The organism is Bacteroides sp. AF39-11AC, from assembly GCF_003474285.1.
Classification (GTDB): Bacteria; Bacteroidota; Bacteroidia; order Bacteroidales; family Bacteroidaceae; genus Bacteroides.
The window spans coordinates 222,853-245,252 of the sequence record NZ_QROH01000010.1; the positions used below are offsets into that span (position 1 = coordinate 222,853).

The 22,400-nt window shown below is 41.7% G+C and carries 9 protein-coding genes; all 9 read right to left on the minus strand.

The window, feature by feature from the left end; translation table 11 throughout:
- Positions 1-311: 311 nt before the first annotated feature.
- The 9 genes from DW036_RS21460 to DW036_RS21500 all read right to left on the minus strand — a co-directional run bounded on the left by DW036_RS21460 (position 312) and on the right by DW036_RS21500 (position 22,286).
- Positions 312-3,857, minus strand: a complete 3,546-nt coding sequence (locus DW036_RS21460; protein WP_118466124.1) for a family 78 glycoside hydrolase catalytic domain — start codon at positions 3,855-3,857, stop codon at positions 312-314.
- 142 nt (positions 3,858-3,999) lie between these two features.
- Positions 4,000-5,088, minus strand: a complete 1,089-nt coding sequence (locus DW036_RS21465; protein ID WP_118466125.1) for an acyltransferase — start codon at positions 5,086-5,088, stop codon at positions 4,000-4,002.
- Between the two features lie 22 nt (positions 5,089-5,110).
- The gene (locus DW036_RS21470) at positions 5,111-7,630 is read right to left on the minus strand and encodes an alpha-L-arabinofuranosidase C-terminal domain-containing protein (protein WP_118466126.1); all 2,520 of its coding nucleotides are present in this window, start codon (positions 7,628-7,630) and stop codon (positions 5,111-5,113) included.
- 327 nt (positions 7,631-7,957) lie between these two features.
- Positions 7,958-10,390: a glycoside hydrolase family 2 TIM barrel-domain containing protein gene (locus tag DW036_RS21475; protein WP_118466127.1), complete on the minus strand. Its 2,433-nt coding sequence runs from the start codon at positions 10,388-10,390 to the stop codon at positions 7,958-7,960.
- A 375-nt stretch (positions 10,391-10,765) separates the two neighbouring features.
- A complete protein-coding gene (locus DW036_RS21480) occupies positions 10,766-12,658 on the minus strand; it encodes a glycoside hydrolase family 97 protein (RefSeq protein ID WP_118466128.1) in 1,893 nt (630 codons plus the stop codon).
- 217 nt (positions 12,659-12,875) lie between these two features.
- A complete protein-coding gene (locus DW036_RS21485) occupies positions 12,876-14,216 on the minus strand; it encodes a BT_3987 domain-containing protein (RefSeq protein WP_118466129.1) in 1,341 nt (446 codons plus the stop codon).
- A 20-nt stretch (positions 14,217-14,236) separates the two neighbouring features.
- Positions 14,237-16,252 (minus strand): RagB/SusD family nutrient uptake outer membrane protein, encoded by a 2,016-nt coding sequence (locus DW036_RS21490; RefSeq protein ID WP_118466130.1) that lies wholly within the window; start codon positions 16,250-16,252, stop codon positions 14,237-14,239.
- A 29-nt stretch (positions 16,253-16,281) separates the two neighbouring features.
- Complete coding sequence (locus DW036_RS21495) at positions 16,282-19,446, minus strand: TonB-dependent receptor (RefSeq protein WP_118466149.1); 3,165 nt, start codon at positions 19,444-19,446, stop codon at positions 16,282-16,284.
- A gap of 407 nt (positions 19,447-19,853) precedes the next feature.
- The gene (locus DW036_RS21500) at positions 19,854-22,286 is read right to left on the minus strand and encodes a glycoside hydrolase N-terminal domain-containing protein (RefSeq protein ID WP_118466131.1); all 2,433 of its coding nucleotides are present in this window, start codon (positions 22,284-22,286) and stop codon (positions 19,854-19,856) included.
- Positions 22,287-22,400 lie beyond the last annotated feature (114 nt).

Here is a 22,400-nt window from a genome sequence, read left to right on the forward strand (position 1 = left end):
ATGCAATTTTTTAATGTAAAAAGCCTGTTCCTTGTTTGCAAAACACTAACTTCCTGTCGACAGGAAGTTAGTGTTTTGCAAACAAGAAGTTAACTTCATTCAGAAAGAACACTTGTTTCATTAAAAAGAAACACTACTTTCATTAGAAACGAGCAATATATCGACTTTTTAGAGTTGTAAACTATTCGCTATACACCTGACAATATGCAGTCTACAAAAATACAATTCTTTCTTTTCTTCCATCCGGTAGAACAGGGCAAAAGAACAGATTCTAAAGCTATTAAATATGCAAAGTGTCAGAATGACTTATTTCATTTCTTCCTCTTCCTTTCCGCAAGCGGATAATCCTTCTTCACCTCAAACGAATAGCTGCCGGAAAGAAGTTTCAGAACCACCTCTCCATTTCCTTCACTGATAAATTCTATTCCTTTACACTTTCGGACAGGCTTCGTTTTCTCGCGAACATCCCTCAACGATGCAGCCGGCAGATGTAAGGTAGCTGTAGTATTGGCAGGTACAGTGAAAGTATAACGAATCACTCCGCTCTCCACTTTCCAGCCACTTTCAATGCGCCCATACATAGAATCATAATATCCCCGTGCATACGTCATCTTCCCTGTTGGATCGGGTATCGGCTTCAGAACGAACTGCTTGAAACCGGGAGAAGTTTCATCACGCTGTATTCCTAAAGAGTAATTATACATCCAGGCACCCACGGCACCGAAAGAATAATGATTGAAAGAATTCATGCGATTGTTTCCACCAAAACCATCTGTGCGAGTATAAGAGTTCAGACGTTCCCAGATGGTAGTGGCTCCCTGTTCAATGGAATAAAGCCACGAAGGATAACTGGTCTGCTGAAGTAGCCTGTAAGCCAAGGCTGAATGCCCGTAGTCAGACAAAGCCTTATTGATCCATGATGTGCCGATGAAACCTGTCATCAGAGAGTAAGGCGGGCATTGCTGACCTCTGTCTGTGGTATTCTCCCTTCTCACAGTCTCTGCAAGATTGGCAATCACCTTATTACGATTCTCTTCATCAATAATATTGAAAGCCAACGGAAGCACATACGAAGTCTGTATATCTATATGTGATCCTTTCTTCTCAGGGACAAAAGCCGAAAACCGGGTCTTTCCGGTCTCAGGCTCTATATACGTTTTATTGAAGAAATCCTTCCGGGCGGCATGCAGTTCACGAAACCACTCGGCATCGGTAGCCTTACCAAGGACAGTCGCCATCTTAGCCATCAACTCCAGATCATAAATGAAGTAGGCTTCCCATACCAGAGATTTATCATTCTTCTCATCCTCCAGCCCCAGCCAGTCACACAAATCACCCCACGAACGGGTTTGAACAATCAGGTTGGTTTCTGTTTCGATGGTATTATCGATGATGTATTGAATATAGCGCTTCATAGCGTCATAGTGTTCGCTCAACAAAATGGTATCCCCATATTGCTGGTAACACTCCCAAGGCACTGTGATTCCGGCACTTCCCCACAGCAGACCGCCAAAGCCACCACCTAATGGAGCAATATCCGGAAAACGCCCATCCGTCCGCTGAACATCGCGCATAGAACGGAGATAGCGTCTCAGGAATTGCGGGACATCCGCCAGATAAGTTGCCGTGCGCGAGAAGACAGAAATGTCTCCTGCCCATCCCAGCCGTTCATTGCGTTGCGGGCAGTCCGTAGGAATGGAAAGGAAGTTTCCATAAGAAGACCAGGTTATATTCTTCCAAAGCTGATTCACCTGAGTATTGGAAGTCTCGTAGCGTGAGGCTAATTCGTGTATAGAGCTGAGTACTATCCCTTTCACCGCTCCCACAGACAACGGTTTATCAATGCCTGTGATCTCTACAAAGCGGTAGCCATGATAGGTGAAGCGCGGAGAGATGGTTTCCTGCCCGCCTTTGGCTATATAAACATCCTGAGCCATAGCAGCACGGATATTCTCCAACATAATCATACCGATATTCCCTTCGTATTCCGGCAAATCGGGGTATTTCACCTCAGCAAAGCGCAGCGTAATTTCCGTTCCGGGTTTCATGCCCGATAAACTAATCCGGGGAACTCCTACCATATTCTGCCCCATATCATACACAAACACACCGGGACGGACTTCTTCCACCGAGAGAGCCGTCAACTCATTTATTTGTTTCACCGTCTGACCGAACTGCCCGGTAAGTTCAAAGCCTGAATAATCGTTCACCCACGGCATATTCGGATTACCTGCCGTACTGATATTACCTTCCAAGACAACTTCATGAGCCGGTTTCCAGGCAGATGCATCATAAGAGGCCATACTCCATCCTTCCACTGCCGTTTCCCTTAAAGCATCATACACTTCGCCCTGAAAGAAACTACCGTAAGTAATAGGACCTTCACTGAAATACTGCCAGGATAACGGATCGGTTACCACCACATCGGTCCGGCCATCTGCATACGTGATAACCAGTTTTGCTAATAAAGATTGGCGGTCACCGAAGAAGTTCCAATTGTCTCCCGCAAAGGTAGCACCCCCACTCCACCAGCCTTCTGCCATCAAAGCGCCAAGGGCATTTCTACCGGAATGAACGTACTCCGTTACATCAAACGTTTGGTACAGGTGGGTTTTATTATACTGGGTAATTCCGGGATTAAAATAATCGTCTCCTATACGCTTGCCATTCAGATAAACCTCATAAATACCACGTGAAGTAACATACAAGCGGGCTTTGGCTATTTCAGTATCCGGAGTAGAGAAAACCGTACGAAGCATAGGGGCAGAATTACCTTTGGGAGTGAAAGTACGAAAAGCACCGGAAACACCGCCATCTATCCAGTTATTCCCTTCTTTACAAGTAGTTATCACATTCGAAGGACTTCTGAAATTAGCAATCTCCATCTGCGGGAAAATAGCAGATTGGCCTGCGGGAACATCAAAACCGACATCGCCTACCACCGGGAAAGCAATAAAATCACCTCCTCGTCCCAGCGGATTCAGATTTACCCTACCAACCTCTTCACCACCATCCACATAGAATCTTGTAAACCCTAAATCGGAAGTAAGGCTTATGGTATGCTGTGCATACTTGTTGTTTTCATGAATCCATGTCAGCGGAACAGGGAAACTTTTGAAAGGAACGCTTCCCTGATCGTCCGGATGGTATCCCACACGATACACATTCAGCATTGCCTTTTTACCCGAAGCGAGTGAATCAATGCTCAATTCTATTTTAATGTAAGATTCATCTTTTCCATTCTGCAAGTGATACAGGTTCTTATTCTTATCCATCAGACGCTTATCATTCGCTCCGTAGACAAAGCCCGCACGCGTGCTTTTTGACTTTTCATCCAGCTGAAGTGAAACATTCAGCCTGAATGCCGGGAGATAGTGAGAATAGAGCATCCTGTCTTTATCTCCGCCACCTATCCACTTGGCACCACTCCATCCCTCGTAAGGAGAAGTTTTACTCATTAATCCTGTCTCAAACCAGGACGTTTCCGATGATTGTTCGCCTCTTTGATTCCAAACGTTGACCGTCCAGAAATAGCAGGTAGCAGGTTGCAAAGGAGTACCGGCATATTCTATGTTCAGTGACAGGTCACTCGACACTTTTCCGCTATCCCATACCAAACTACCCATTTCATCAGTCACTATTATCTGATAGGCCTTCTGCGAATAACCTCTTTCAGTATCCGGCACCACCATCTGCCAACTGAAACGAGGCTTTTCTACATCGATGCCTAATGGCATTTCGGCATATTCCACCTTGAGTTTTTTGATAGAAACAGGATTTTCTACAGCATATAACAAAGCCGGGCAAGCCAGGCAGATAGAAAGAATCAACAATACAAGAGATTTATAGCTTTTCATAATATACAGTAATTCATAGATTTACAGTGTACAAATATAGTGTTTATCTAATAAATATTGAATGAGTAATTTGATATAATTCATTAGAAAATTGCCATATCAGTAAACATAGAATCTAATTCAATAATCTGTATATAAGTCTTTATCCTATGATCCACTTACTGCCCGGTATGAACGAGATAATCTTCGTAGCGATGAAACAGCTAATGAATGTACTTACTGCAATACAGGGTATAGCAGCAACAGTGGGCAGTTCCAGATTATGCTTGAACACGGTTACCCATAACCCAAGCCAGAATATGTGCATAAGGTACATACCATAGCTGAGCTTTGATGTTTCTGTAATAACCTGTGGCGGATTCTGACGGTTTATGCATGTGAAAAGAAGGAATGTACCTGCCGTAAGAAGCACACAGTTGATGGTGCAGAAAGCCCATCCGATCTCTATTTCCGGGGTAACAAGAATTTCTCCGGGAATGGCCTGGATATAGAATGAGTAAATCGTCCATACAGCACCGACCACCATTAAAATAGTTCCTATAGTGAGGCGCTTGGAACGGTTCCACGTAAGATGCACACGTATATAATGCGCCATGACAAGGTATCCCAAGTAACCGGAGAAGTACCACAACATATGGTATTCGTTCCAGAAACATTGTCCCCACACTTCACCAAACCAGCGGTTGAGATAAGGCATACAGGTCGAGAGCAGGAACAGACCAATGAAGAAACGTTCTTCTTTAGCCGTAGCTTTACTCAGCCACGGCGATATGATGGGGATGAACAGATAAAGGCTGATCAAAGGATACATGAACCACAAGTGTCCGGCCAATGACGGAAAGTTCAGGAGTATCCGCGACATATCATTAAATGATGTTTCTCCGTTTATCTGTCCCCACAACATCGGAAGCGTACTGTACAGTATCATGAATATGAAGAATGGCGGCAAGATGCGAAGGGCACGTTGACGGTAGAATTGCCACATGGTCTGTTCTTTCTTCATCGGTGCAAGAAGAAATGCAGAGACAATCATAAACAGTGGCACCGCCATGCGTGAGAAACCGTCGTACACAGCTACCCATAGCCGGTCTGCCTCACTACCCAGGTAGGACTGCGGCCCCACCATATCCGTAGCTCCGGCAGCACCATAAAAGTTTTCACTAGCATGGACAACCATGACAAGAAAGCACGCAAATACACGCACATAATCTAAAAAAACAATACGCTTCATCTTTTTTTATTTAAATATTTAATTAGTTTGCTTTCAGACGCAATATGGTATATGAAAACGGTGGAAAACTATAGTCAAAACTTTCTCCGAAACCATTGTACTCACTCTCCTGCGGAGAAATCTTCATGGGTTCTTCAAAGGAATTCTCCTCCATATCGTTGGCTGCTGACAAAGAAATCACTTTACCAGTTTTCTCTACCTTGCTCACTCCTTCCAGTTTTATTCTTAACGGATAAGCTTCAGCCTCAGCATTCACTACTTTCACAATCAACTCACCGGTTGCTTCATCATAGCCCGAAGAGAAGAACTGAAGCGGCGTTGTTTCCGGTGAATAAGATACGATCAGCTTACCATCCATATAGAGTTCACTCTTCAGCGGAGTAACCACCATCTTTACATCATACCACTGGTCGTTTTCAAGAGATTGCGCCACCCTGTCGCTAACCACACCGGTCGTGCGACCTTCTGCAACTCCTTCGATAGCTGTAGTCTGGTTGTTCCATCCGGCAACATTGTACACAAACCCCTTCTTATTATCTTCCGACAAGCCGAAATAGATAAAGAAACCTTCGTGACCACCCGTCTTGCGGACTCTGCACTCAAGCGTAAACTCATTGCCGCTGAAACCATCTACGATATACTTCGTGGGTGTTTCCAGAGAAGTCTGGCTTAACAAACCGTCTTTCAAATTCCATGTACCCTTCTGCTCAGCAGGTTTAGCAAGATCCAGAGGAACGGCTGTTCCGTCTGCACGAGTCACTTTTACGTCACTAAACTCTACCTGAGTATTCCATGAACCAAAGCCGAAGCGTCCTGCACTATATTCCATCTGCTGAGGAGCGCTCATAGTCAGATTGCTCTTTACATTATAGGTCGGACGATTCTCAGCAGCCATCTTCTGCACATAGTAAGAACTGCGCCCTAACACCTGATCCGTATCCAGCCAGATGAGGTTGACAGCCCATGAACGGTCATTCCGGTTTTCCAATAACGGAGCATAGGAAGTCATTTTCACCAGATCACCATTACGCTCCATGCCGGAGATGAAAGCTGCTTCCGAAAGGGCTGCACGCAGGTTACCTCCACCCACATTGGCATTGCAAGCATATTCGCCTACATACACATCGTATTTTCCACGCGGATGGTTATCAAAAATCTTTGTATTCTGGAAGAAGAATTCGGGATTGACGTACCAGTGCGGATCAATCATATCTGTCTTGGCAATCTTACCTGTTCCGCCCAAGCCATGATTGGAAATCAAGGTCAGTTCGGGATATTTCTCTTTGATAGCGGTATAGAAGATATCGAAGCGCTTGTCGTACTCATCGCCCCAGTTTTCATTGCCAATCTCAACATACTGCAATGGGAAGGGGGCGGGATGTCCCTGCTCGGCACGCTTAGCACCCCACTCGGTGGTGACGTCGCCGATGGCATATTCTATAGCATCCATACAGTCGTCCAGATAGTAAGCAATCTTATTCTCAGGCGAAGCATCTCCCATGCGGTACTGGCAACCCAGCCCGACATTGCAGACAAACATCGCCTTTGCACCTATATCCTCACAGAACTGCAACATTTCATAGTATCCGAAACCGTATGAGCAACGATATCCCCATGTGCTGTATTCTCCCGACCGTGCAGCAGGATCACCCAAGGTTTTCTTCCATTCAAAGCGGTTCTCCAATGAGATGCCCTCCACTACACAACCACCGGGCCAGCGTACAAATGCCGGTTGCAGACCTGCCAGCATTTCTGCTACATCATTCCGCAAGCCATTCGGACGATTACGGAAAGTCTTCTCCGGGAAGAGGGATACATAGTCCACGTAAACCGTACCCGGTCCGTCAAATTCCAGAGCCAGTTTTCCTTTCGCATCGGTAGCCGCGGGTCTCATCATCTGGTGAACATCGTTCCACGTACCGCTTCCGCTTATCTCAATAGGGGCAGAAGCCAGTACTTCATCCTTTTCGGACAACAGCAGGGCAGTTATTTTTCCTTTATAGTCGGCAGAAGTGCGAAGAATAGTACGCAGCAGATAAGAATCTTCCTTTACCAGATTCATGCCCCAGTATCCTCCATTAATCAGGCGGACAGGAGTCGAGGCATCTTTGATGGTTACTTTCAGATTATTGGGTGCTGTCGGATATTTGGGATTTTCTTTCGTCAGTTTCATCTCTGCATGAGCAGTTTCCTGAGTATTCAGGTTCCACCCCGGCACAGGCTCGGTAGTCCAGCGGAAACTTCCTTCCCGCACTTCACCTGACATGTGGTTGCAGACTTTCTTCGGATGCAGTACATCTCCTTCAGCATAATAGCCTTCGGGCATTTCCAGTTCTTCGAAGCTACGGTTCTTTACCAGCTCGGCATATAAGCCACCATCTCCTGCATGATTAATTTCTTCGAAAAAGATTCCGTACATGGATGGAGCTACTTCGGCTCCTTTCTCTTGTAGATTGATTACAAGTTCTTCTTTCGGTGCAATGCTATTGCAGGCGCTCAATAGTAAAGCAGCCGCGGCAGAGCATAAAAAAAACTTTTTCATACGCCTGTTTTATTAATCGGTATTAGATATATAATGTTTGTTCACAAAGATAAGCCATGTCTTTCTATCAGAATAGTCACAATCTTGCCAAAAAAAGCAATTTTTAGGCCAAAACGGAGAAACATTCCTGATTTAGAGGTAAAAATCACACTCTTTTCATGGCTATTTATAAATTGGGTTGACTTTCATTATCTAAAAGCCAACCCAATTCAAATAGTCTAACGGCAGTTTTCCTTATCAAAGTTAAAGTGTAACAGCCAAAAGTTATCTTCCAATATTTATCTTATTTTGCAACACTTTTCGCGTTCCTAATCCACAATCATTTTTTCAGTTAGTAACAATCACAATTGAAGCATCTTCCAGACCTTCAGCAGAGACTTTCACTTGTATTTCACCCTTCTCTTCATTGGGTTGCACAATAGCGATGGCTCTTCCCCGGAAAGTATTGGGGGTGAGCGAGCGGAAACTTTTCATATCATCATAAGCTGCATTTCCACCTGCAATGACGGTTCCTTTCCCCATACACTCAATCTTGACAGGCAATGAAGTATCGGGAACTACGTTTCCGTCTTTGTCTACCAACTCTATCTTGACATAAGAAAGGTCATTCTTACAGGCTCTAATCTTATTCCGGTCGGCAGTCAGACGAATAGCGACAGGCTCTCCGGCAGTAGTTAACACAAACTCTTCCTTACCCTTTGAATTTACAGCTTTCAAAGTTCCCGGTTCATAAGGCACTTCAAAAGTAGCGGTATAGTCCTCTTTACCTGTCTCTTTCTCTCCAATGAGTGTATCGTTCAGATAAAGCTTCACTTTCGGGGAGCGACTGTATACATTCACTTTCATCGTTTGCCCCTCACAGCCTTTCCAATTCCAACTTACCAGTTCGTTAGGCCAGCCCCATCCGTTTACCACTTCTTTTTTGCCTTCGGGAACAGGGGCATGAACTGCCATAGTAATAGGACGTTCGCGCCACAGTACATCACGATAATAAGATTGAGGCTTCTTGTCACCGCAAAGGTCAATATCACCACACCAACCATTATACCAGGGCCAACCCATGAATTGTGTGTCATGCTCACCTTCTCCCAAATACGAGGCATGTGCCAATCCGGCCTCACCCAGGTAATCGATGGCAGTCCACACGAAATCACCTATTACATAGGGATGTTTCTCCACCAGATTCCAGTTCTGGGCAGCTTCTTTCGGATAAGACTCACTACCGTAGATAATACGATCGGGGTAGGCAGCGTGATCGCTCTCATACTTCCGCCAGATATAGTTATAGCCGGCCACATCGAGATTTTTGAAGACCCGGTAAGAATCCTTATCCCAATTGTATTGACGTCTGTCCCAGAAATCATTGGAGCCGATGGTAGTGAAGCGAGAAGTATCATACTTACGGACAGTATTCACCAGTCTTTTAGAGATCAAGTCTCCCTCAGGTTCATCAGCACGTTGTTCCACCTCATTTCCGATGCTCCACATAATGATGGAAGGATGGTTCCGGTCACGACGAACGGAAGCTGCTAAATCATAATCGCTCCATTCATCGAAAAACTGGTGATAGTCCTGTTCACGTTTTGGTTTCTGCCATTGGTCGAAGGTCTCGTGAATTACCAGCATACCCAATCTGTCGCAGGCATCGAGGAAATGCTCGGACACCTGATTGTGTGAGCATCTGATAGCATTGTAACCGTTGGCTTTCATAAGTTCCACTTTCCGTTCTTCGGCACGGTCAATGGCAGCGGCTCCCAAGAGTCCGTTGTCATGGTGTATACAACCGCCTTTTAACTTCAAGGATTTGCCATTCAACAGAAAGCCTTTCTCTGCTGAGAAAGAGAGGGTACGGATACCGAAAGGAACAGAAATCTTATCATATTCCTTTCCGTTTGAAGAGAGAGATACTTCCGCAGTGTAAAGCACAGGAGTATCTACTGACCATAATTCGGGCTTTTTAATGGAGAAAGATGTTGCCACCGGAGTTTCCGTGGAAAGCTCTACGCCCTGAGAAGTTGAAAACACTTCATTTCCGTCGGGCGAATATATTTTAATACCTATTTTACCTGATTTATTTTGCAGGCCCTCATTATGTATAATCGTAGAGAATTTAATTACAGCATCCTTTTTCCGGAGTTCGGAAGCATCGACAAAAGTATCCCATTTATCCAGATAAAGCTTATCTGTCTTTATCAGCCATACATGGCGGAAGATACCTGAACCGGCATACCAACGGCTATTGCGTCCGGCATTTACCGCTCTCACAGCAATTGTGTTCGGAGTGCCGGGAGCATTCAGGTAAGGAGTAATGTCTACTTTATAAGAAGTATATCCGTAAACATTGAAGTTGGCTTTCTTACCGTTTACCCATAACTCGGACTGATTATATACCCCTTCAAAATAGAGCACAATACGTTTGCCGGCATCAGCAGCAGAGAGAGTTAATTCCTTTCTATACCAGCCTTCGCCACCCACAGTCTGTCCCGTATCGATATCTCCTTCACTCATACGTGAAAAAGGACCGGCAGTAATACCTTCTTTTTGAAAAGGCAGAGGTTCTACACTCCAATCATGAGGAAGATCGAGAACTCTCCAACGACTGTCATTATATTCCGGCTGTTCGGCATTGGCCACAATACCTAAATGGAATTTCCAATCTTTATCGAAAAGAGTTTTTCTGTCGGAAGCGTGAAGAAAAGCGTCCGGCAGTAATGTGAATAGCATCACACAAGAAAAAAGTAATTTGCTTGCTGTTCTCATAATATAAATATGATTTAAGTTTAATTATAACAATCTTCAATATACATTGGCTACCTTTTAATCTTATCCCAAAAGCCAGTTAATCCCCAAGGCATATTCTTAAAGTAGCAAAGTAAAAGCCAACTTATTCATTATAAAATACACAATAAAAAGGTAAAGGTATAAAAAAACTCCAAAATTCATTCTATTTTAAGCTTTTACAGAACTTAATATTTTCCTGTTAAGAGTCATCACCAATTCTATCTACGCTAATAAGGCAAATCTGCCGCATGCATATTCACTATAACATGCGACAGATTTCTATTACAAGTATACTGCAAACAATATTCTGTTTATTCACTCTCTAAGTTCTCCATCATTACGATAACCTAGACTTCACTTTATCATAGCCACAAATCCACCACGCGGTAAACATTTTATTTCCAAATCAGTTTGTCCGTCCGACAAAGAAATATTTTCTTCAATAGCAAAGCTTCTGTCATCGGTTCCGTCTTTGAACAAAGAGATTTTTTTGCCACTTACAGGAATATTTTTCAGAGACGCACGAAGCATTCTCGGTTCATTGGTACCATTGATACCTGCAATATACCATACATCGCCTTTACGTCGTGCCATAACTACCTCAATTCCAGGATAACCAGCTAGAAGTTTCGTATCATCCCAAGCTGTGGGCAGTTCCGATAAAAGGTGTTTTACCGCTTCCGGTAAATTATCATAAGTTGAAGGTCTATCGGGCATGTGCTGCAAAGCCGACTCAAAAATCACGGGTAATGCAAGTTCATGCCCATGCGATGTGATATGCGGATATTGTGAATCGGAAAAAGTTCCCGGTGTGTAGTCCATAGACCCTACCACATTTCTTGTGAAAGGCAACGTGGCATTATGTTCGGCAGCCTGGGCGGTTAATATCGGATTGTTATTATACCACTCTGCACCATATACTCCTTCCACCGACATCATGTGAGGGTATGTACGTTGCCAGCCGCGAGGGATAGAAGCACCATGAAGATTAATCATCAGTTTATACTTCACCGCATCTTCAAGTAAATCCATATAATAGTTCATGGTAGTAACACTATCACCCGTAAAAAAGTCTACTTTAATACCGGCAACCCCTATGTCACTCAACCATTTATATTCCTTCTCTCGATCCTCTTTCTTATTCAGCCGATACAAGGGACCGGGACCAAGCCAGCTTGTGCTCGAATTATACCATAGTAACGGTTTAATGCCCTGCTCCAAAGCATACTCCACTGCATCCTGAAGGTTACCTCCATTTCCCATTTCATCCCATTCCCAGTCAATCAGATCGTAAGGCCACTTCATGCGGACAGCCAGGTCGATGTATTCTTTCACTCTCTGATAATCTTTGGAACCATGATTATATGCCCAGTAAATCCACGATACCATACCGGGGTTTATCCATTCCGTATCCTCTACTTTAGAAGGGTCGGAAACATCGGTCACCAATGTAGATTCTACCACATCGGACAAGTCTCCTATGATAAGCAGCCGCCAGGGAGATTCCCACAGACCATCACCAACCGGCTGCTTGTCAGCTAGGCGCACCCGATAACTATCACGATGATCGCCATTATACAGGAAAGAACCGCAATGCCCACGCCTGATATTTGCTTCCGTTATCAGCATGAACACTGAATCCTGCGGTTCAACAAGTACAGGATAGCCCCAAAAGTCAACTTCCGGATGGTCGGCAAGCTTTCCATCCGTGGATAGCGGAAAAAACTTTTCGTAACCTGGATCATACTGCTGTATCCACCTTTTGGCTCCTTCCGGAACAGTATATGTGGTGTACTCATGAATAACGTGTTCCTCATCGGCAACGGCATTTATTCTGTATTTAAAGGCAACTCCGTCATCATACACCCTGAATGCAACTTCCAGTATCTGGCCCGATTCATTCTCAAAAGAATAGACTCTTTCGGAAGCTTCGTTCACACAATGGCTACGTTTTCCCGTTATCATCTTGTAGTCATCGGTTACACGCTTTACATCGGAAACGGATTTCAATTTCAAGTTTCCGGCTAATTTTCGTGCGTCTGTTTCCAAACCTAGTTTTGAACAGGAAAGAATACGTCCACCTTTATAATCCACTGAAAAAACAATCTCATCATAGGCACTTTCCTCTGCAAATTCCATTGTGACCTTCAAGTTCCCGTCAGGAGAAACGACATCAAGCGTTTCCGTATGACACGAACTGATCATAACAGTAATCAGTATCACCCATGCTTTCCTTAATAAACTCATAATTTTTTCTTTTTATTATATAATTCTTTGATTGCAATTAATTATACCTACTATTATATTCCGATAGTTTCTCCATCCGGTAAGTTCGTTACTGCCCTCATCAAGTAAATTAAAATGTATATAAGAAAGCGATATCAGACAGGTCTTGTTATCGGAGGCAGTTAAAAGTGCTATAACATACCTCCGATCTAACCGTTCGAGTATTATTACTTATCTTCTATTCCAAGCCATAAACATACACCTCAGATAAAGAGCAATAGCCGTATCTATAACTACTTTCTATTCTGATTTTGATGTAACGGCCTTTTGACGATTTTATTCCAAAAAACTGAACATCAGCGATTTCTTCCATGGAGAAAGCTCCGATCTCTATCCAGTTTATCTTATCGGAACTTACATAATACTTGCAAAGTCCTGTATCAGTATATCCATTTCCCCTTTGTACCATAGCCAGCTGAGTAAAGGTATACTCTTTCTGAGCATCAATAATCAGCTCATACGGAGGTTTATCTTCTCCATTTTGCCACTTCGAATGCCAGAATGTGGAAAGATCATCATCCAATACACACCCAGCCCTTCCGTTCACTGCACCTTCACCGGATAATTCTTCAGAGGTAGCCTCTGCGGTCCAGCCTGTACGTTCCAATTTATGTCCCATTATGCGGAAGATCAAAAGACATAGAGCCTTCTCCTCTGAAACCTCAAACTGAGAAATCCCTGTAAGCCTTACAGGTAACATATAATCGCCAGGCTCTAAGTCCTCTCCTTTTATTGCGACTTCTAATTCTGCAGTAGTAACTCCCTCGATAAGTGTCATTGTTTCCGGCACTGTATAAGTCCTTTCAGGTAAAGTTCTGAAAAAAGTACCGTTGTTCAGATTATATTCTGCGACATAGTCCTGATCTACTGCAAACTGACACTCCAAGTCCCACTTATTATCTACATCAAGACCGAATTTTATTTTTTCTATAAATGTAGATACAGAACCATACTCCTTCTGTTCCAATTCTGAAGACGAATCTGTGAATCCAATTGCTGGTGAAACCACAGCCTCCAGTCGCAAGAACAACTCACATCTATCAGCATTGACGGAATCTGTTTCACTGCTAACTTGCAGAGGAAGTACCCATACAGCGTCCGGAGTATTCTCCATCATGGCTTTCACATTCTGAGGTTTCAGAGAGATATTAACCAATTTATAACGGTCAGCAGGTGAGAAGTCCAAACGTGTAACATCCAGTGAATAACAACTCGCATCTATTAATTGATAGTTTATTCCTTCCGGTTCACTATATTCCTTATCAAGTTCTGCCTGTGTCATCACATTGACGGTAACACTGGCTGCCTGATAAGGATCACTTCCTGATTTGATAACTGAGAATGTATATTTATTATCATCCTCCGTATCATACAGAGTCAGTGATTGTTTACCACTATTATTCACATACAATATTTTGTGATACACTTCAGGTACCAATTTATCCAAGTCATATTTTGAATCACCGCAGGCACCTAACACAATCAAGCTACCTGTCAATAAAATTGTTTTTAGTTTCATAAAGCATTATTTTTAGTTAATCAATAACCTGGTGCTTGCACCAACTGGGGATTACTGTATAGTTCATCCATACCTTCCCTTGACCAAACCGGAAGCAAATACAACTTATCATCCCATTTGAAAGGTTGGTCAATCAATGTCGGTTTATTGAAATCTTCAAAACTGGAATTAACTCTAAAACCATTCAAGCCATAACGTGTGCCGGCTCTAAGCATCTCCGGCGCAGTGGTCCAACGACGCAAGTCATAGTAACGGTGTCCTTCCTCGAAAAGCTCCACAAAGCGCTCATTACGTACCCAATCCGTCAAGGACATACTGCTGGTCAGGTCATTTTCCGTCAAATCACTGATTCCAGCCCGTTGACGGATTTCATTCAAATTTGCAAGGGCTTCTGTTGTATTGCCCAATGCTGCATGACACTCCGCTAAATTCAAGTAAAGCTCTGCCATACGGATAATTGGTCGTCTAGAAGCAGTATAAGTTTGAGTACCATCTGCTCCAAAATAGATATTCGGATCTATGAACTTCTTAGAAAGATAACCTGTTCCTACACAATTACGCGGACTTCCTGTATTAAATCCATTCGTATTGGTATTCTTGAAATTCATCCACAAAGAGCTGCCGTTATTTATTTTTTGGGCATATTGGCAGCCGTCAAATACAATCCAGGCATAAAAACGAGCTTCACGGTTAGCATGTAACTTAATAATATCATTTTTTACGTCTTCCTGGTCCAAATTGTCTGTAGTTAATGAAGGACTTTCCACCCCTTCATAGAAACGGGTATACCACTCTGATTCCGGACAGAAATCAGCATCTTGGCTTGGCAATTTACCATTCTCTGTATAAAAATGCCGTACAGAATACAATGTAGGCGCGACACTCGCCCAACCTCCTACATAAATACCATTACTCTTTTTCGTAACTTTATTGGGTAAACGTTCTTCAACTCCTTGCCCTTTATTATTTTCGTCTTCCGAAATACGTTGTGCCCAAATAAGTTCTTTATTACTATCACCTTCATTAGCAGTTACTAAATATTGGAACATACGTACACGTTCTTTAAATAAACGGTTTTCTTCCGTATCCTCCTCTTTTCCTGGAATAAATGGTAACCCCAAATCATCGCGTTCAGCCTTTTTATTTGCTGTCTCTATATCAAACAGCTGATGTCCTGCCTCTTTAGCAGCAGTCAATGCTTCTTGACAAGCAGTCAGGGCACGTGTCCATTTCTCACGGTTATAACTCATGCTCACCAATTCATTTCCATATCCTGGGGTCTCATATTCTTCATTCTTCCATTCCGGATGAGGGAATGAACCGTTCCACAGGGGAGAAGCTGCATATAACAACACACGGGCTTTCAAAGCCTTAGCCATTGTAGAAGTGGCACGTCCCAAATAATTAGTAGATCGTGTAGCAGGTAGCACATTAGCTGACTGTTCCAACTTGCCCACTATATAATCAACGCAATAATCAAAGTGTGAACGTCCGGGAATTTCTGTATTTGCAATGTTAGGGTCTACTTTAGCGGGAATAATAGGACAGGGCCCAAAAGCTTGCAAAACCCGGAAGTGATAATAAGCTTCCAAAAAATAACATTCAGCTTTATATTCTTCCTTATCCTCTTGTGTTACTCCCGTAGGTTGAAGTTCATCAATCAGGCTTAGAAAATGATGGATGTATCCAATATAATTATAGCTGGGGGTCCAAATATTTGCATCATCACCTCCCCAACCATTGTAATAAGAAGGTGAAATAACTCCCCAAGCCACTTGCTGCTGATAATTTGAGAATTGAGGTGGAGCAGCTGTCTCATCCACAGATCTCTCAAAAGCATTATAACCATAGACCGTAGAGCGTGGAACTGCACCATAGCAACTATATAAGAACTTCAACGTAGCCTCTTGGTCCTTCATCGTATCTTTAAAATCAGGCTGAGCCGGTGGAATTACATCCAGATAGTCACATGATACCAGACAACAGGAAGCTATTAGAACCTGTGTCATTCTGGTTATTTTATATATAAGTTTCATATTTCAATAATGTATTAAAAGATTTCTATTTAAAATGTGAATTGAACACCCAAATTAAAAGTGCGTTGTAAAGGATAAGCGTTCCAAGCAAGCTCAGGATCCCATAACTTGAATGGGCTGAATACTGCCAGGTTATCTCCACTAAAATAAATACGACAGTATGGCAAACGGTAACCGATTTCCAATGTCTTAAAACGAAGGAAGTTTCCGTTACGCAACCAATATGAACTATTCTGAAGATTGTTGGTAACATCTGATTTATTAATACCTAAACGAGGAAACCCAGCATTAGGATTAGGATTGTCTACCGACCAGTGATCATCAGCAATCCATTGCATCAAATTCCTTTCCACGGTTTCATCTTCTGTTCCATCACCACCGTTGGCAAGAAATGGAGCAATTCCACTATTAATGGTGATTTTACGCTTAGCAGATCCATTAAAGAAAACGCCAAAATCAAAGTTCTTATAAATTATATTTAAACCAAAACCATATTGTATACGGGGTATATGATTATAAGGGGACAGTAACACCTGATCTTCAGTAGTTATCTTACCATCGCCATTTATGTCACGATACTTGATATCACCTGGCATGATATTGGTACCCAACTGCGATTGGTCTGCCCAATTAGCGACTTCCTCTTCACTAGTGAATAAACCTTCGGCTATGTAGCCGGTAAAGGTATTCAGAGGCTTACCCGTTTTAGTCTGCCACACATACGGATAGTTCGGTTCATCTACATATTTATATTCATTCTGATTATATGTAAAATTACCCCGGAAATCTACCATTAAGTCTTTTGCAATCTGCTTCGACCAGTTCACACTTAATTCAACACCATGATTTTCTACCTTTCCAATATTACTCCAAGGTAATGATCCCCAATATCCTAACATATTCGGCCAGGAAGCACGTGCCATCAAAATCCGGTCACGAATATCATGGAAATATTCGAATGTAACATTCAACTGATTGAACAAAGATAAATCAACTCCCAAATTAAATTTCTTCACATGTTCCCATCCTGCATCCTGTATAGCCAAGATATCGAATGCCGGTCCGCTTTTTGAGGTCTCATTCGTAGGAAGCCCTGTCCAGAAATTAGGCCCCCAGCCCATGGTGACTTCATTTTGATACAAGAAATGGGGAGCTCTTCCGTCAAATGAGTCACTACCAACCAAACCGTAGGATGCTCTCAACTTAAAATGATTAATATACTTAGATATGGGTTCCCAAAACTTCTCAGAGCTTACAACCCAACCGACAGAAGCTGCCGGAAAGAATTCAAAACGAGTACCGGATGCCAAACGTTCAGAACCATTGTAACCGAAATTAAACTCAAATAAATAACGATTAGCATAGTCATACGTAAGACGTCCGGAATACCCCTGATTACGATTCGGCAATACACCATTACGATATTCACGCATCATATACATCACCATAGCCGTCAGATTATGCTCAGAAAAGCTGCGTTTCCAGTCCAAACGTGCATCAAAATAAAATGTTTGATCAGAGTTACGAGTTATATCGGACTGGCTCAAATACTGATCACCAGTACGTAATAATTGCATTTCATAATCATTTGTATCCGGATTCCAAGAACCTTCTTTTACTTTATAAAAGTAAGATGTAATAGAACGGTTATAGGAGGATTCTGACCAGTTTTTAAAATTTACCAAGGCTTTTGCTGTTAATCCCTTAGTAATAAAACTTAAATCTTGATTCAAACTCAACGAAGTATTCAAAGTATTGAAGTTAACTTCTTTGTATGAGCTCATCATATATTCATACGGGTTTTGTCCAAATTTGCCAGGCTTTACTTCAATGTTACCAAAACGGATAAATCCATCATCCCCTTCCTGTTGCGGGAAATAAGCAGGAAAAGCAACAGGGTTAGCACGCATGACGGACTTGTACAGATCCGAAGTTGAGTAGTTGGGACCTTTCAGATTACCTATCTGAGCCATCATTCGTAAATCTACAGTTGTAGTACTAGTCAATTTATAGGAAATATTATTCTGAAAATTATATTGCCAGTTATTGATATTATTGTTGTAATAGTACTTTGGTGCATCAAGCAACCCGGCATCATGGTTAGCTTGTAAACTCATATAATAAGTTACACGAGAACCGCCACCCTGTACATTTACATTGGCACGTTGGTTAAAGTTACCTTTTTTAAAAATTAAATCGAACCAGTCTACATCGGGATACACATAAGGATTAATACCTGATTCAGTATTCAGAATTTGCTCCTCGGTATACTTGGGAGATGAAATCGGAACCAGACTTCTTGCTTGTGCTGCTTCATTATAACTTCTCATAAAAGTAGCACCATCTGCAAACTGTGTCACTTTCGTGGGCTTAAAATAAGATACCTCCAATGAAGCATTCACAGTAGCTTTCGTATTCTCCTGCCCGTTCTTTGTTGTTACCAGCATAACACCGTTTGCACCACGATTACCATAAATGGCTGTTGCCGAGGCATCTTTCAACAAAGAAAAACTTTCAATAGATTCTGCTGGAATACGATTTAAATCAGAAGATGAGATTTCGATTCCGTCCAACAGAATTAACGGGGTGGCAACTCCGCCAAAAGTATTAATACCACGAATATAGAATTCAGAGGTAGATCCCGGTTCGCCACTGTTTACCATAGATACAACTCCGGAGAGTTTTCCTGCAAAAGAACTGGTCAGAGAAGAAGAAGGTGCCTTCAACGTGGCCCCCTTCACCGTAGCAATAGAACCCGTTACTGAAACCTTTTTCTGTGTACCTTGTCCTACAATTACAACTTCATCTAGCATTTCATTGTCCGAATCCATTTTTACGGTTATCACACCAAGGTCACCTACCACTAAAGTCTGTGTCTTATATCCAATATAAGAGAATACTAACTCTGTCTTACTAGTTACATCAATCTGGAATTTACCATCAACATCTGTAATAGTACCGCCTTCTGCTCCGTTTACTTTTACATTTACCCCAATCAAAGTTTCTCCGGTAGAGGCATCAACTACTGTCCCCACTAAAGTACGTTTCTGGGATATTTTGCTTTGAGTGATTGTTTGCACTGAAGAATTATCCGAATTCGCTATGACAGCAGACGGATAACTGCAAACAAAACCAGTGCAAAAGAGCAGACCAGTAATGAATCGCCGATTGTTTTTTAATAATACTGATTTCATCATCTTACTAGATTAAAGTTTAAATATTAAATTAGAGTCTTTAAATATATATATATTCTGGTTATTACTTTATTCGTCTTCTATACATAAAACTAATACGCATTTATCACAATAAAAGCCTTCTGTAATCCTTCGGCAGAAACCTTCACTTCAATTTCGCATTTTTCTTCATCGAGCTGAACAAAAAGAATCAATCCAGTAACTACTTTCATAATATTAATTTTAATGATTTGAAAACAAAGTAAATCACATTTGGCTAGGGAATGGTCTTAAAAACATGTCACACATAGGACAAAATCCATTCATGACACTATTTGATACCCTAATGAATAGATTTTATCCTATCAATTAAAAGCAAGATAACTATGATAAAGGATTTTTCTCCGAGAACTAATTTCTTTTGAATATCACAACAACTTTCGTTTTTCATTCGCTTTAAGACTTATATTCTTCGATATGCCGTTAAAACAAACCTTCGTTTTTCCTCCATTTCTTGAAGATACAACTAAAGAGATTACTTTTCTATCTTTCCATTCCATATCAACAACAAAACCGCCACGGGCACAAATCCCTTGCACACTACCATCTTTCCATTGTTCAGGAAGTGCTGGAAGAAGGGTTATAGAATTCAAAGATGATTGCATAAGCATTTCAATAACTCCTGCACATCCTCCGAAATTACCATCAATCTGGAATGGTGAATGGGCATCAAGCAGATTCGGATAAGTCCCCCCTCCACGATGTGCATCTTTACCTCTATAATTATCAGGACTAATATATTTAAGAAGTTTACGATAGGTATGATAGGCATTCTTACTATCACACAAACGTGCAAAAAGATTCACACGCCAACCAGTACTCCATCCTGTAGTCTCATCTCCCTTAATTTCAAGTGTACGAGCGCAGGCTTTTGCCAAATCCGGAGTCTTAGAAACTGAAATATGATGCCCCGGATAAAGCCCCAAAAGATGTGATTGATGACGATGCTGTGGGTCTTCATCCCGCCAATCATGAAACCATTCTTGTAAATTACCATTCTCACCAATCTGATAAGGAAATAACCGTTCAAGAACTTTATCTATTTGTTTCCTGAAACTTTTCTCAAATTTAAGAACTTCAGCAGCCTTCCGAACATTAAGAAGACACTCACGTATCATAGCAAGGTCAGAGGTATTTCCATAAGAAGTAGCTCCTGCATAACCATCAGGAGTCAAATATTTATTCTCAGGAGAAGTCCCAGGTGAAGTCAGGAGATATCCATCTTTTTCGGTAAGCCAATTTAGACAAAAGGTAGCGGCTCCCTTTAGTACCGGATAATTTTTTCTTAAGAAATCTTTATTTTGGGTAAAAAGATAATGCTCCCAAATATGAGTTGACAACCATGCTCCACCCATCGTCCAGCAGGCCCACGAAGGATCACCAGTACTCAACCCTACGGGGCAAGTCATAGCCCAAATATCTGAGTTATGTCCTAAGCACCAACCATCAGTTACGCCGTAATATGCTTTTGCTGTCTTTGTACCAGTTTTACTAAGATTAACCATAAAATCCATCAAGGGGCGATGCATTTCGCTTAGATTAGCAGTTTCAGCAGCCCAGTAATTCTCCTCAAGATTAATATTAGTCGTATAATTAGAACTCCAGGGAGGAAGTATACTCTCATTCCATAAGCCTTGTAAATTAGCGGGTACTCCCGGAGTGCGCGAGCTGGAAATAAGTAAGTAGCGTCCAAACTGAAAGTAAAGAGCCTCTAATTCAGGATTATTCTGTTGTTCATCAGCATACAGACGTAGCTGTTTATCAGTAGACATTGCAGCAATATCCATATCTGTCTTTCCCAAATTAAGTTTAACACGATCAAAATAATATTTATAATCAGCAATATGAGACTTGCGCAATGCATCATAAGTTTTATCAGCAGCAAAGTTCATACGCCTAGTCACAATATTACGATAGTCACTACCCTCCTTTACCGGATCTTTATCAAAACCATTAAAGCTTGTGGCATTTGCTATGAGAATAAGAACTTCTTTACTACCATTTATCTTTATATTACCTGAAGAGAAACTTTTTATCAACCCGTCTGGTGCCAATACACGAATAAGCGTTCTGAAATGAATTCCCCGATCCGGATCATACAAATGCTTATCCTTAGTCCCATCATAATAATTAGGATAAGAGTGATATGCAGCATAACCGTCAACAGATATTTCATTATTTAATGCCATTGGCGCATGCGGCAAAGGTGAGTCGAAAGAAAGGACTGCATGAATCCCACTATCATCATCAGACTGAAGTCTAACCACAATTACTGAATCAGGTGCAGAAGCGAAATAGTCAGTTTTAAACAGTTTCCCCTGTTTCAGATATTCTGCGTGAACCGTAGCATCACTAAGATTAAGACATCTTTGGTAAGCAGAAATATCTTCCACATTATCCAAATATTCAATAGTTAAAGTACCTAAGGGCTGATAGTTCTCACTAAAATGTCCCTGCACTTTAGTCATTGCCTTATCTGCACCACGAAAATCATCCTTATCAAGTAATGCTCGAATCTCAGGAATAGCTTTGTGAGCATTCGGAGCAGTAATCTTACTATCAGGCTCCCCTGTCCAGAGTGTTATATCATTGAGTGAGATTTTATCCCTTTTTATTCCACTATATACAGTAGCTCCCATTGTCCCATTCCCAATAACAAGAGCTTCTTCAAAATATTCTGCGGGATAGTCATAATGTAATCTCAATCCATTTGCACTTTCCTGAGAAAAAGCCAAGGATAAATTAACAAATAAACAAAAACATAAAATACTTACCGTACTTTTCCTAATACTTCTTACCATAATATTCCCTTTTTATTATTCCTAAAATTTTGGGAACAAAGATAAATTTCGGAATATGAATCAAGGGGATAATTATATGTCAGAAGATGGACCAAAATAGTTCAATTGCAGTTT

What these genes read in the sequence shown, in the direction of transcription:
- DW036_RS21460 (WP_118466124.1), bottom strand. Translation starts at nt 3,857, where the DNA reads ATGAAAAGCTATAAATCTCTTGTATTGTTGATTCTTTCTATCTGCCTG.
- DW036_RS21465 (WP_118466125.1), bottom strand. Translation starts at nt 5,088, where the DNA reads ATGAAGCGTATTGTTTTTTTAGATTATGTGCGTGTATTTGCGTGCTTT.
- DW036_RS21470 (WP_118466126.1), bottom strand. Translation starts at nt 7,630, where the DNA reads ATGAAAAAGTTTTTTTTATGCTCTGCCGCGGCTGCTTTACTATTGAGC.
- DW036_RS21475 (WP_118466127.1), bottom strand. Translation starts at nt 10,390, where the DNA reads ATGAGAACAGCAAGCAAATTACTTTTTTCTTGTGTGATGCTATTCACA.
- DW036_RS21480 (WP_118466128.1), bottom strand. Translation starts at nt 12,658, where the DNA reads ATGAGTTTATTAAGGAAAGCATGGGTGATACTGATTACTGTTATGATC.
- DW036_RS21485 (WP_118466129.1), bottom strand. Translation starts at nt 14,216, where the DNA reads ATGAAACTAAAAACAATTTTATTGACAGGTAGCTTGATTGTGTTAGGT.
- DW036_RS21490 (WP_118466130.1), bottom strand. Translation starts at nt 16,252, where the DNA reads ATGAAACTTATATATAAAATAACCAGAATGACACAGGTTCTAATAGCT.
- DW036_RS21495 (WP_118466149.1), bottom strand. Translation starts at nt 19,446, where the DNA reads ATGAAATCAGTATTATTAAAAAACAATCGGCGATTCATTACTGGTCTG.
- DW036_RS21500 (WP_118466131.1), bottom strand. Translation starts at nt 22,286, where the DNA reads ATGGTAAGAAGTATTAGGAAAAGTACGGTAAGTATTTTATGTTTTTGT.